This window comes from Sphingomonas sp. LR59, from assembly GCF_036855945.1.
Lineage (GTDB): Bacteria > Pseudomonadota > Alphaproteobacteria > Sphingomonadales > Sphingomonadaceae > Sphingomonas.
Window position 1 is genome coordinate 969,900 of sequence record NZ_JASPFL010000001.1, and the last position, 12,406, is coordinate 982,305.

Genomic DNA, 12,406 nt, shown 5'->3' on the forward strand with positions numbered 1-12,406 from the left:
CCTCAGGGCAATGAGGCCTATCAGACCGCGTGCTCCCATGCGCACTGGCGATGCAGATCTTGTCACGATTGGGGAGGGGCGAGAGTCTCATCCACCGGTAGCAAACGCGCGGCGTAGTGCGGCGAGTTTGGCGTGGGTGAACTGCTGCGCTTGCGGCGTCTCCGGTGCAACGCGGTCGAAACCGTGGAACGCGCCGGGGACGAGCAGGAATTCGGTGGCGACGCCGCTTTCGGTGAGGCGCTGCGCGTACGTCATGTCCTCGGGTGCGAACAGGTCGACGCCGCCGACCGCGATGAAGGCGGGCGGCAGGCGGCGCAGGTCGGCGACGCGCGCGGGGACGGCGGCGCTGGGTACCTGCGCGGTGCCGGGCGCCATGCCGAGGAACGAGCGCCAACCATATTGATTGGCCGGGCCATCCCAGCCGACCGCGCCGATGAACGGCGGCAGCCGGACTGCGCTGCCGGTGCGATCGTCGAGCATCGGATAGATCAGCGACTGGAACGCGACCGGCACCTCGCCACGATCGCGCGCGACGATCGCAAGCAGTGTGGCATGGCCGCCGCCCGCGCTTTCTCCCATCACCGCGATCCGGCTGCGGTCGACGCCGAGCATCGCGGCCTGCGCATGGAGCCAGCGCAACCCCGCGTAATTCTCCTCGATCGAGCCGGTGTAGCGCGTCTCGGGCGCCAGCCGGTATTCGACGGTGACGATGACGCAGTCGATGTCCTTGGCCAGTTGCTGGAGATAAGCGAGTTCCTGCTTTGCCGACCCGACGATGAAACCGCCGCCATGCGTGTGCAGGATCGCCGGGCGCGCTGGACCACCGGGCCTCGCATTGACGACATAGACGGTGACGTCGGGCTGTCCGCGACCGACCACAACTTGCCGCACCTGAACGGGTATGTCGGCAAGTGGCGGCTGGGCGCCGGCTGCGCCGGTCGCGCGCAGCTTGGGCAGTTTGGCGTCGGTGAACGGGCCGCCCTGTGTGGAGAGCAGCATAATCTGCCGCGCGGCCGGGCGCAGTTCGGGCGCGACATGCGCCAGCGCCTCTCTCGATGGCTGCGGCGTTGCGACGGCGCCGGCCACGTCCGCCAGCATCGTGCCGGCGACGACCGCGCTGCTGGTGCGGAGCATGTCGCGCCTGGTCCATCCGGTCATGTCGGTCTCCGATCCGTGTCGGGTCAAGCGGCAGCGACGCGGTCGGCGATCCAGCGCAGGAACAGGTCGGGCCAGGCGCTGGCGGGCAGGTCGGGCTCGCCGGTGCCGAAGCCGTGCCCGCCGCGCTGGAAGAAATGCGCCTCGACCGGGCGTTTCGCCGCCTGCATCGCGCGCATCATGATGACGCTGTTCTCCGCAGGCACCGCGGGGTCGTCCAGTGCGTGGGCGAGGAAGATCGGCGGGGTCGCCGCGGTGACGTGCTCGGCGGGTGAGCGGCGGGCGATCAGCGCGGCGTCGGGGGAGGGGCCAAGCAGCTTCAGGCTCGAATCGGCATGGCCGATGCCGGGGACGTGGCTGATGACCGGGTAGATCAACCCGACATGCGCAGGGCGGGCGTCCAGACGGTCGATCGCATCGCGCACCGGCGCCACCGCCTCGCCGAACCCGGTCGCGAGGCTTGCGGCAAGGTGCCCGCCAGCCGAGAAGCCGACCACCGCCAGCGTCGCGGGATCGAGACGATATTCGGCAGCGCGCGACCGGATCACGCGCACTGCGCGCTGCGCATCCTGCAACGGCACGTCGGCGCGGTGTGTCCAGCCTTCGCCAGGCAGGCGGTAGATGAGCACGAACACCGTATAGCCGAGTGCATTCATCCGGCGCGCGACGTCGATGCCCTCGTTGATGACCGAGACGAACGTGTAGGCGCCGCCGGGGATCGACAGCACCGCCTGGCCGTTCGAGCGCGCGGGGACGAATACGCGCAACTCGGGCTGCGCCACGTTGCGTACGAAATTCTTGGGGTAGTCGGCTGGCTGCGGTTGCGCGGCAAAGCCGGTTTCGGGCGTGCCCTTCGGCCATAACGGTATCCGCGGCTGCTGATCCCATGACGCCGGCAGGCCCGGTGTCGCCGCCAGCGCGGGTGTGCTCGCCACCAACGCTGCCGATGTAGCACCGGCGGCGATCAGGATGCTGCGACGACTCATAGGGGTTCGATCCATGGGGGGTGACATCGCGGCCTTCCGGTAAGAATGAACGATAGACGCTATGCGGCAATCACGATGTGAGCAATCGGCCTTGCCAACCGCGCCCAGATTTGAGCGAGGCCACGGCGCGCCCGGTCGCCCTGGCGCCTGCTATTCGGGCGTGTCGTCGACCCTGCATACCGGTTCTTCGCGACATGGTCTTTGGCGCCAGCCGTATGCTCACCCATCTAGCGACGGGATGCGATAAACCGGTCGGCGGTGCGAAGCGACAGCGCCATGATCGTCAGTGCCGGGTTCGCCGCCAGCGCGCTTGGAAAGATCGAGTTGTCGCAGATCATCAGATTGGGAATGTCGAAACTGCGACCATCCGCGTCGACTACCGCCTCGTCGCCGTCATGCCCCATGCGACAGGTGCCGATGGTATGCGCGGAGCGATCGACGGCGAAGATGTCTTTCGCATCCGCCGCCGCCCAGATGTCGCTAAGCGTGCGGCGGGCGTGGCGATCGATGGCATGCTCGTTGGCGTGATAGCTGAAGTCGATCCGCGCCTTGCGGTGGCCGAAGGCGTCGGTCTCGTCGGCAAGCGTCAAGCGATTGTCCGGATGGGGCAGGCATTCCCCATTGATGCCGATCCCCGCCATATGATTGTAACCGCGCAAGATAGTCTGGAGGCGTTCGCCCCACATGCCCGCGCCGCGTGCGAGACCGGTGGCAAGATTGACTGGCAACACCCCCAGGCTCTGGATCAGATAGCCGCCGGCGCAGTCGGCATCGTCGAGGCGCAGCATATCCTCGCTGATGAGCGACGACGGGTAACCGCGATTCATCCGCATATCGGCATCGAACCGGCCCCAAACCTGCGTCGCGACATGCGCCATGAAGTTGCGTCCCACCTGACCGCTCGAATTGGCGATACCCAGGTTGAGCAGCAGGCGTGGTGTTTCGACACCCCCAGCGCACAGGAAGACTGCCGAACAGCGCTGGCGGTGTTCCGCGTCACCCTGCCGGTACACGACCGCGCTGATCCGGCCGCCGGCGTCGAATTCAAACGACAGCACGCGGGACCCAGCGCGAATTTCCGCACCATGGGCAGCGGCAAGCGGCAGATAGGTCGTGTCCATGCTCGTCTTGGCGGCGTTGCGGCAGCCCTGGTGGCAGGCGCCGCAATTCACGCAAGCCTGTCGCTGTCCCCAGTGCGGTTGGTCCCGGTCGCGTGACACCAGTGCTGCCGGTGCGTCGGTTGCAACAATGCCGACTGCCGCACAGCCTCGCGCCATCGCGTCGGCCGGGGCGTTGCGCGCCACCGGCGGATACTCGTAGCGGCGGTGCTCGTCCCACGGATACCGCGCCGGGCCCGATACCCCGGTGAACTGCTCCACCTCTTCGATGTAGCGGATCAACTCGGCATGGTCGATCGGCCAGTCGGCGCCTTCGCCGGTCAGCGTCTTCAATTGCAGGTCGCGCGGGTCGGGGCGGGGGCAGAACGCGCCCCAGTGCAGCGTCGACCCGCCAACCCCCATACCCGAATTGTTCGACCCGAACGCGGTAGGATTGGCGCCGCCGCTCAGTCGCTCTTCCATCCAGTAGATATCCGCGGCGACCTCGTCGGCGACATGGTCTTCCGGACGGAATACGCGGCCAGCCTCGAGCGCGACGACCGACAGGCCTGCTTTGGCGAGACGTGCGGTGAGCGGTGCTCCACCGGCTCCCGTGCCGATCACGACGGCATCGACGACGTCCGCCTCGCGGTGTCGATAACGCATCACGACGCGCTCCCCGACGCAAGTTGCCAAGGTTCCAAGTCGTCCGCCGCTGTTCGTATATAGCCCTGCTTGCGATGTGCATCGCCGCCCACGGCAAACCCATCATATCCGATTTCAGCCATTGTCGTCGGCAGCGACATCCAGACACGCACGACTTCCGCGCGAACGTCATCGAACCACAGCTTCATCTGCGCGGGGGAAAGATACGCGTCGTCGTCTGCGCGGCCAGCCTCTCCCTCGGCAACATTTTCGAGGAGGTTGGTCCAGGCGTGATCCCCCGCCGAAAGACCGTCCGTCATGATGTGCAAGGTCGCCAAGCCGCGGATCCAGGCTTCGCCATCGGCGGGCAACGCAGCGAAGCGCCACCCATCGCCATCACCCTGAGCAACGCCGAATGCGATACGACGCGCCAGGTCATGGTCGACGCCGCGATCCGGCAGGATCTGCCCGATCAAGACGGCAAGCGTGGCATAGTGATCGTCGGTCCAGTTCGCTGCATTGCGGACAGGACGCAGCCTTTCCAGCATCGCGCTTCGTGCTCTCTGGCTTACCCGATCCGAGCCGAGGATCTGGCCAAAATGCGCTGGCAGGATTGCGCCCGCAACCGATGCCGCGTGTTCGCGGATCAGGGCGGCAAGCGCTTCGGGTTGTTCGTAGGGGATCAGGTGTGCCGCATCTGCCACCACCCGCAATTCGGCGGTGACATAATGCGGCTGGTTCAGCCTGCGCTGTGCATCAGCGTCGAGATCACCGTCTTCGCCACCGGCGACGATCAGCGCCGGAAGAGTGATCCGTCCGGTGTCGCCGCTCCAATCCTCGCGGCTGCCACGCTCCAGCCATCCCAGCCACGCCGCTCTGTTCGAGCGCAAAACGTCGTCGATCGCCCTGTCGCGCAACACGTCCGGCAGCGGCGTAGCGGTATTGGCATCGACAAAGGTCGCGGCGTCCTCGCGTGACGCCTGACCATCGGCAAACCAGCCGATCATCTCGGCCCGGCGATCCTCTGCCATCGGCTCTGGACTGGGGGGCGACGCGGCAACCAGAACGACGCCCAGAACACTCGACAGCCCGATCTCTCCGGACGCTGCACGCGCTGCCACCAACGTCGCGATCTTGCCGCCCATGCTGTGTCCGACAAGGACGCACGGGTTGGGCTGGCGAGATCGTATTTCGTCTGCCAGCCAGTCTGTCATCGTGACGACATCGGCATGGCCAGCCTTTGCAGCGCCGCCGAACCCAGGCAGGTCGAGCGCCACGCATTCGTACCCCGGGAGATGATCGATGACCTGCTCCCATTCACGCGCGCTGGCGCCTAGCGCGTGAAGAAACACCAATGTCAGTCCGGTCATGAAGCCTCGCGAGATACGTCCTTGCCGGACGTTGCAGGACCGTGTCCGTTCCCTCGGGTTGCCGCAAGAAAGGCAATCTCGATCAATTCGCTCGCACTTTGCGCGTCGCGGTCATGAGCATCGGGGACCGCGCAAACTGAATCCAATCATCAGCAGCCAGCTGAACCGTATCACCGTTGACTCTTAAATCTACATATGTTGAAAAAGCGAATGACGCGCGATCGACGACCCTCGAAACAGATGCTCACGCTACTCGTGGCGATGGCGGATCAGCCTCAGGACTGGCGGCATGGGTATGACCTGATGAAGGATACCGGCATCTCGTCGGGCACGCTCTACCCGTTGCTCGTACGGATGACGGAGCAGGGATTGTCGGAGGCCGAGTGGCGCGAACCGATACAGGCCGGGCGGCCCCCGCGTCACGTCTATCGCCTGACCGCCGCGGGAGTATCGCTTGCGCGCTCGATCGGGAATGACCGTGCGCAACCCGTCGGGGAAATGCTCCGGATATGACTGTCGCGCTGTCCCGGTGCCTGATGAAAATCGCGATCCGCTGCGTCGGTGCTCGTCGTCGCGATTGGGGGCTTGCGATGCTGGGCGAGTTCGAGGCGTCGATCGCCGATGGCAAGCCGTTGTCCTTTGCGCTTGGCTGCCTGCACGGCGCGTGGCGGATGATGCTCACCGACCCGGACGGGCGCTTTGCGTTGACGAGTTACGCGCTCGCGGTCGGCCTGATCCTTCCCCTCGCCGCCGTGTTGACGATTGGCGCGATTATCGGCTTCCCGTATCTCGATTTTGGGCATGACGACGTCGTTGGTATCCTGTCATTCGGTGGTGCGCGCTCGACTCTTCTCGACGACGGCAACCGGGCGGCGGCATCGTCGCTGTCGCTAGCCGTGTTCCTGCTGGCCGGCGCGAGTGTCCTCATCGCCTGGGCGATACTGGACCGTAACTGGGACCGCGTTGCGGCGCTTGAGCGGTTCACCGCGGCGGCGACACTGACCCTGATAGTATTCGTTGCGCTGCTCGGGTTCGATGAGACCCGCATGGCGCTGCCGATCCTGGCGTTTGTCGCGCAGCATGTTGCGATCCTGGTGCTCGTGCGATGGCATTGGTGCATAGATCGAGACACCGCGGATACGCAGTACGATCCTGGGTATAGTTGATCCGCTTGGTGTCGCCGATTACCGCAACCTCATAAAGGTGAAGCACCCGTGAGATCACCCGACAGGATATATTGCGATACTCTACGGGCTGGTCGTCTTTCTCTAGCGGTTCTTGCATTCAACTGGTCGGTGGCGGGTATTTGCCAGTCTGGGGCGCTTCCCGCTGCGCCAGCCAACGCCGATCCCGATGCAACACCCGCCCGGCCCGACGCATTGGATACGCGTCACGATATCGTCGTCGTCGGCCGGCGCGGGCAGGTCGACACCGCGATCCTGCCGCTGGCGACGTTGGATGCGGGGGCGATAGCCGCGACCGGCGCGACCTCGATCGATGAGTTGCTGCGTACCATTCGCGGGGTGACGCAGTCGGGCGACGGGCAGGAGCCGATCTTCCTGCTCAATGCGCAACGCGTGCCGGGATATCAGGAAATCGGCAATCTGCCGCCGGAAGCGATCGAGAAGGTCGAGGTGTTTCCGGAGCCGGTCGCGCTCCAATATGGTTATCCACCGACCCGGCGGATCGTGAACTTCATCACCAAGCGCCGGTTTCGCCAACTGTCGTTGAAGCAGGCCGATGGTACGTCAACACGCGGTGGTGCCGACAATGCCAACGCGCATCTTGATTTCACGCGGCTGCGCGGCGACGGTCGCCTGACTCTGTCGCTGGATGCGCGTCATACCGATGCGCTGCTGCAATCGCGGCGTCGCGTCCTGCCGGATCCGGACGTGCCGTTTGACGCGAGGGGCAACATCACCGGTGTGCTGGCAGGGGGCGAGATCGACCCGGCATTGTCCGCAATGGTGGGGCAGGTCGTGACGATCGTCCCGGTGCCGGCGGGGCCGCTATCGGTCGGCATGGTTGGACTGGACAGTTTTGCGGCGAACGCAAACCAGCCGCGGCTGTTCGATCTGTCGCCGCTTCGTACGCTCGCACCCTCGAACGACACGATCCACGGCGAAGCGGTGATCGCCAACCGGATCGGCCGAAAGCTGTCCGGTTCTCTGACGCTGACCGCGGATCATAGTCGCGAGCGGACCGTGTTCGGCCCCGCCAGCGCGACGTTCGTGCTGCCCAGTGGCAATCCGTATTCACCGTTCAGCCGGGACGTGCTGCTCCAGCGCTACCTCGTCGAGGCGCCGCCGCTCAGCCAGCGCACCGATATCACGACGCTTCATGCCGGTACCGTGGTGCGTGGCGCATGGCGGGGCTGGCAATGGGACTGGACCGGTACGCTCGATACGCAGCACCGGGACGGCATCGTCGCCAAGGCGATCGACATCACCGCCGCCAATGCTGCGATCGCCGCCGGCGCCGATCCATTCCGGCCGTTCGATTCCGCGCTCCTCGCCAACCGGCTTGTCGATCATACCGTGCAATCGACCTATGGTGCCGGGACCAAATTCGTTGCGACCAACCGCCCGTTGCGCCTCCCCGCGGGCCGCGTCACGTTGACCGCCACCGTCGAGGGCGAGCAGATCGGTACGGACAGCAGGACGCGCGGCGCCACGCCCTCCGCGATCGCCTTCGATCGCAGCCGGGTCGAGGGCGCAGTCGCGCTCGACCTGCCGATAGCATCACGCCGTGAGGATGTTCTGCCTTGGATCGGCGAGCTGTCGGCCAACACCTCCGCCAGCGTCCGCCACGTCGGCGGTTTCGGCACTTTATCGGACTCTACGCTGGGCGTGAACTGGGCGCCGTTCACCGGCCTGCAGCTGTTGGCGCAGTTCAAACGGTCGGCCGTTGCGCCGACGCTGGACCAGCTTGCCGGGCCGCAGGTTTCGGCGCCACAGGTCTCGTTGTTCGACTTCGCTACCGGCCGCTCGACGCTCGTCACGCTGTTTTTGGGCGGCAACCCGGCGCTGTCCGCGGAGCGTCGCCGGACGCGTTCGATCGGCGCGACCGTCAAACCGTTCGCCAAGAGCGAGCTTCGGATCGGCGCAACCTACGAGGCAACCGAGATACGGGATGGCATCCAGACCGTCTACGCGCTCACCCCGGCCATCCAGGCGGCGCTGCCCGACCTGTTCGTCCGCGATGGCGCCGGCGCATTGGTATCGGTCGCTTTCCGTCCGACTAACGTCTTCCGAGAGCGCCAGCGGACGCTGAACATCACGCTCGCCGCCAACGGCCAACTCGGTCGCGCCAAGCCTCCCACGACGCCGGATGGTCGGCCGCCCGACCGCCCGACCTTCTACGGCGGGATCGGCCCGACGGTCCGCTTTGCCGACCGGATCGCGCTCAGGCCGGGGGCGCCGATGCTCGACCTGCTGGCCGGTGACACGCTGTCGGGTGGCACGACGCAGCGACTGGCCGGCTATGGCTATGGGGGTTTGAGCTATCTCGGCAATGGCGGCACGTTCGACTTCTACTGCACCGGCCGGGCCACCGTTCGCGGGACGGTCGCCGCATCGACCCTCACATTCGCGCCTCTGTGCAAGATCAATCTCAGCGGTTCGCTGAGCATCCACCATTTTCTGCCGCACCAGAACTGGACCCGGCATCTCGGCTTCAAGCTCGAAGTCGCCAACATAACCGATGCGCGTCAACGCGTGCGTGATGCGAGCGGCTCCGTTCCCTATCGTTATCAGCCGGATCTGCTCGATGCCGTCGGACGCAGTGTAGTCCTGTCGCTCCGCAAACTGTTTTGACCTTCAGCGCAGTCGTCCGGCTGGAGATTTATCACCGCCAGGCAAACATCCCGGTAGCAGCGCGCCGATCAACGGAAGATCACGTTGGTTCGATGTCGTACGTCAGTAAAATATCGCTGGTCCCGCACGTCACGACTGGCGCCACCGTGTTGCCGTAAATGCCCCGCATCATCCAACAAATCCGACGTCACGCGGCGTTCGGATAGGAGCGGGAGATCAGGCGTGCGTTTCAGGAACGTCTCGACGGTGCCATTGCACTTGGGCCTGTTTAGTCTTGCCGCGACCGTTGCACAGGCGAACGAGCGCCGTAGGCTCGCTGTCCCCGAGACGATGGCGCAGGCGAGCGTGACGCGATCGTCTTCGGCCGATTGGCAGCCGGTGATGACCGGACGCCTGAAGAACGGCGTGCGCTTCGCTATTCTTCCCCGGCGCGGGGGCGAACCCGGCATCGGCGTGCTAATGCGGAACGAGGGTGGCTTCATCGAGGAACGCCGCCCGGGCGAACGCGGGCTCACCCATCTGATCGAACATCTCGTCTTCACCAGCCCGACGATCAATGCGCCCGACGAACTTCGGCATTTTCCCAAAGTCGGCTTGCCACTGACCTTTCCCGCGCCCTCCGCCGCGACGACGAGTTGGCGGAATCCAATTACTTCGTCTCGACAAGAACGACCAGGATGACCGATCTCGACACGCTGCTGGGACTATTCCGCGAGGTGGCGACCGACCTGACGTTCCGTGCGGACGCGGTGGACGATCAGCGCGCGGACGTGACCCGTGAAATGGCCGAAAAAACGCTCGGGAACGACATCTACGCCAGGTATATCGCGGCCGTCGCACCTGGCTCTCCGACTGACGTGATCGACGCCCAGAATTCGGACGACGTACCGACAGCAAGCATCGCCACGATCAGGGCTCTCTATCAGCGGTTATACCAGCCCGAAAACATGATGATCGTGATCGTCGGAAACGTCGATCCGGTAAAGACGAAGGCGCTGATCCGCGAGCATTTCGGCAGTTGGCGGCATGCCGGGCGGTCTACCGCGCATGTCGCCGTGCCAGCGTTTCAACCCGACCGCATCGCACCGATCAGCGTCGCGGCGCTGCCCCAGGGACGACGGACTGCGCTGATGACGGTGGTGATGCCGACGGCTCCGCCGCTGCCGACCCGCGGACAACAGATCGACGCTATGCTGCTGGAGATGCTGGTGCTCCGCGCGGTCAACACGCGGCTGAGCGCAATGCAACCAGACAGTCCACCGGGCAAGGTCGGGCTCTACATCGAGAACGGTGAGCAGGGTCACCGGCTGATCATGCTCTGGGACAATTTTGCGGGCAACGCATGGCACCCCGCCATTGCCGGTCTGGCCCGGGTGAGGTGCGCGATTGATAGTGGCGGCTTCTCCGATCAAGAATGGGACGCGGCACAGCGCGATCTGATCCAGGATCTCGACCGGCGTACCAGCGTCATGGGCCAAGTTCAGAACGTCGAACTCGCCAAGGACCTTTCTCACGCTTTTGCCGCGGGCAGGGCGCTGATCCCGCCCAGCGCATTATTGCGACGCGCGCAGACCCGTCTTCCAGCGATCGATGCACAGGCGGGCAACCTTTGGTGGCGTCAGCAATGGCGTGCCGGGGTTCGCCATGTCCGGGTGGAATCGCCCGATCTCGCTCCAATGGCGGGTGACGGGAGCGCGCTGCGGGCATCGATTGCCGAGGCATCCAAGACCGGCTGCGACGGTCTCTGAATTTTTCGGGACTTGGGAAAGGAGGTCGACATGGTGGGCGATCTGATCGTCATGGCCATCGCTGCATCGGCCGGGCCAACCACGGTTGTCCCCCTCGCGCTGGAATTCGACCTCGCCAAGGTTCGTACCAAAGAAGTGACCTGCGCGGATCGAACCGGCTCCGATGACGTCGTGGTGTGCGCGCCAAAGGGGATGGATATCTGGCTCGGCGATGTACGGGGTTTTGTGGCAAAGCCCGTTCGCGCGGAATTCACCGGCCCCCTGAAAGCCGAGACCACCATTCACGCGATCCAGCAGACAAGTCCGGTAGCCACGACGCCCGCCGCCGCCGTCACCTTCAAATGGCGATTTTAACGCCGCCGGATCACGACCGCCTGGCGCAGGGTCGAGCCCGCTAGATCGACTGCCGCCCCACCTCCGCGGATTACTATGCTGGTACTATGCGATCGGCGCGGATCGATCTCGAAGCGCTATGCCGTACCTCGTAAATCCCGGGGGCGGGCAGGACGCTCGCGATACGAAAGGTACCAAGGCGAGATGTCGTCTGAACCCATATCGGAGCCCGATTCTACCGGGCTCGTCATCTATGTCGGCCAGGATCGCGCAGGCCATTGGCTGGTCCAGGACAGCAGGCGCAGCCTGGAAGGCCGCTTCATCTCCTACGGCGCGGCAATGCGCTATGCGCAGGCCGAACGGGATATCTATCATGCGAGCGTCGAGATCGCCGACCTGCCGCTGACGCCGCTCGTGTCCTTTGCCCCCGTCGGTCGCGACGAGCGCGCGCTGCCGCGGGCGGCCTGAAGGAGGGATCGAAATGAACGTACATTCTCTTCCCGTCCGGTTGCGCGCGGCGATCGGCGGGGTCTCGTCGACGTGTCCATCGCGGCACGTGTCGAAGGCCGCCGCCCATGATCCGCGCTGGCGCCAGATCGAGGCAGCCTTGGCGGCGTTGCGGGCGAATGGCCGGCACGCGGTGCGCATCGTCGATGCCGAATGTGGTGCCGGGACGCTGTTGCTGGAGGCCTTGGCGGAGGCAAGATGGCTCGGTTTTACGGCGATCGAGGGACGCGGCATCGACCGATCCCCGCTGTTGATCGGGCGGGCGCGGGCAGCGGTGCACCGCATCGTCGACCCGGCGATCGGCGTGGACTTCGAGGTTTCCGACATGGTCGTGGCCTTGCGCGACGAGCAGGACCCACCGGCCGATATCGTGATCTGCCACGACCTTGCGCGAGACCGTCGCCCGGAGGCATCGCATGCCGTCAGGAAAGCTGGGCGGATCGTGATCGCCGACGATGCCGCGTGCCATGTTCGGAGCATCGCGGCATGACCCGGCGCGATATGCTCTGGCGCGGGATCGGCCTGGTGCTGGCCGCCGGGGCTTGCGGCGTGGCCTCGGCGATGAACGGGTCGGCGCTGGCGATGCTCGTGTTTCCGATCGCGTTGCTTGGTCTGACGCTGATGATCAACGGCAAGCGCGTGGTGGTGGTGCTGCGGGCCGAACGGCATGGCCACGGACACACCGCTGAAACGATCCATGCCGTGCGCCTTCGTCGCACCCGCCGGCGCGCCGATCCGCCCTATTCCTGA

At 65.4% G+C, this 12,406-nt stretch carries 13 protein-coding genes; 9 read left to right on the plus strand and 4 right to left on the minus strand.

Annotated features, from left to right (window positions below; all coding sequences use genetic code 11):
* Positions 1 to 87: 87 nt before the first annotated feature.
* The 4 genes from QP164_RS04510 to QP164_RS04525 all read right to left on the minus strand — a co-directional run bounded on the left by QP164_RS04510 (position 88) and on the right by QP164_RS04525 (position 5,253).
* The gene (locus tag QP164_RS04510) at positions 88 to 1,158 is read right to left on the minus strand and encodes an alpha/beta hydrolase (protein WP_333922300.1); all 1,071 of its coding nucleotides are present in this window, start codon (positions 1,156 to 1,158) and stop codon (positions 88 to 90) included.
* Positions 1,159 to 1,181: 23 nt separating this feature from the next.
* Complete coding sequence (locus QP164_RS04515; protein ID WP_243693266.1) at positions 1,182 to 2,141, minus strand: alpha/beta hydrolase; 960 nt, start codon at positions 2,139 to 2,141, stop codon at positions 1,182 to 1,184.
* A gap of 227 nt (positions 2,142 to 2,368) precedes the next feature.
* Positions 2,369 to 3,904 carry a GMC family oxidoreductase gene (locus QP164_RS04520; protein WP_333922301.1) on the minus strand — a complete coding sequence of 512 codons (1,536 nt, stop codon included), beginning with the start codon at positions 3,902 to 3,904 and terminating at the stop codon, positions 2,369 to 2,371.
* Positions 3,904 to 5,253, minus strand: a complete 1,350-nt coding sequence (locus QP164_RS04525; RefSeq protein WP_333922302.1) for an alpha/beta fold hydrolase — start codon at positions 5,251 to 5,253, stop codon at positions 3,904 to 3,906. Before QP164_RS04525 ends, QP164_RS04520 begins: the two co-directional genes overlap by 1 nt.
* Before the next feature lie 240 nt (positions 5,254 to 5,493).
* Here QP164_RS04525 and QP164_RS04530 point away from each other — a divergent pair, with 240 nt between their 5' ends.
* The 9 genes from QP164_RS04530 (at position 5,494) to QP164_RS04570 (ending at position 12,406) form a co-directional block, all read left to right on the plus strand.
* Positions 5,494 to 5,766, plus strand: coding sequence for a PadR family transcriptional regulator (locus tag QP164_RS04530; protein WP_333922303.1), 273 nt, complete (start codon positions 5,494 to 5,496; stop codon positions 5,764 to 5,766).
* A gap of 23 nt (positions 5,767 to 5,789) precedes the next feature.
* A complete protein-coding gene (locus QP164_RS04535; protein WP_333922304.1) occupies positions 5,790 to 6,419 on the plus strand; it encodes a hypothetical protein in 630 nt (209 codons plus the stop codon).
* A gap of 129 nt (positions 6,420 to 6,548) precedes the next feature.
* Complete coding sequence (locus QP164_RS04540) at positions 6,549 to 9,068, plus strand: TonB-dependent receptor domain-containing protein (protein ID WP_333922305.1); 2,520 nt, start codon at positions 6,549 to 6,551, stop codon at positions 9,066 to 9,068.
* A 381-nt stretch (positions 9,069 to 9,449) separates the two neighbouring features.
* The gene (locus tag QP164_RS04545; RefSeq protein ID WP_333922306.1) at positions 9,450 to 9,749 is read left to right on the plus strand and encodes a hypothetical protein; all 300 of its coding nucleotides are present in this window, start codon (positions 9,450 to 9,452) and stop codon (positions 9,747 to 9,749) included.
* Entirely contained in the window at positions 9,746 to 10,816 is a 1,071-nt protein-coding gene (locus tag QP164_RS04550; protein ID WP_333922307.1) for an insulinase family protein, read from the plus strand. Before QP164_RS04545 ends, QP164_RS04550 begins: the two co-directional genes overlap by 4 nt.
* A 30-nt stretch (positions 10,817 to 10,846) precedes the next feature.
* A complete protein-coding gene (locus QP164_RS04555) occupies positions 10,847 to 11,170 on the plus strand; it encodes a hypothetical protein (protein ID WP_333922308.1) in 324 nt (107 codons plus the stop codon).
* A 183-nt stretch (positions 11,171 to 11,353) separates the two neighbouring features.
* Positions 11,354 to 11,617 carry a hypothetical protein gene (locus QP164_RS04560; protein WP_333922309.1) on the plus strand — a complete coding sequence of 88 codons (264 nt, stop codon included), beginning with the start codon at positions 11,354 to 11,356 and terminating at the stop codon, positions 11,615 to 11,617.
* A 13-nt stretch (positions 11,618 to 11,630) separates the two neighbouring features.
* On the plus strand, positions 11,631 to 12,146 hold the full coding sequence (locus QP164_RS04565) for an SAM-dependent methyltransferase (protein ID WP_333922310.1): 516 nt from the start codon (positions 11,631 to 11,633) through the stop codon (positions 12,144 to 12,146).
* Positions 12,143 to 12,406: a hypothetical protein gene (locus tag QP164_RS04570; protein WP_333922311.1), complete on the plus strand. Its 264-nt coding sequence runs from the start codon at positions 12,143 to 12,145 to the stop codon at positions 12,404 to 12,406. The genes QP164_RS04565 and QP164_RS04570 overlap by 4 nt, the downstream gene beginning before the upstream one ends.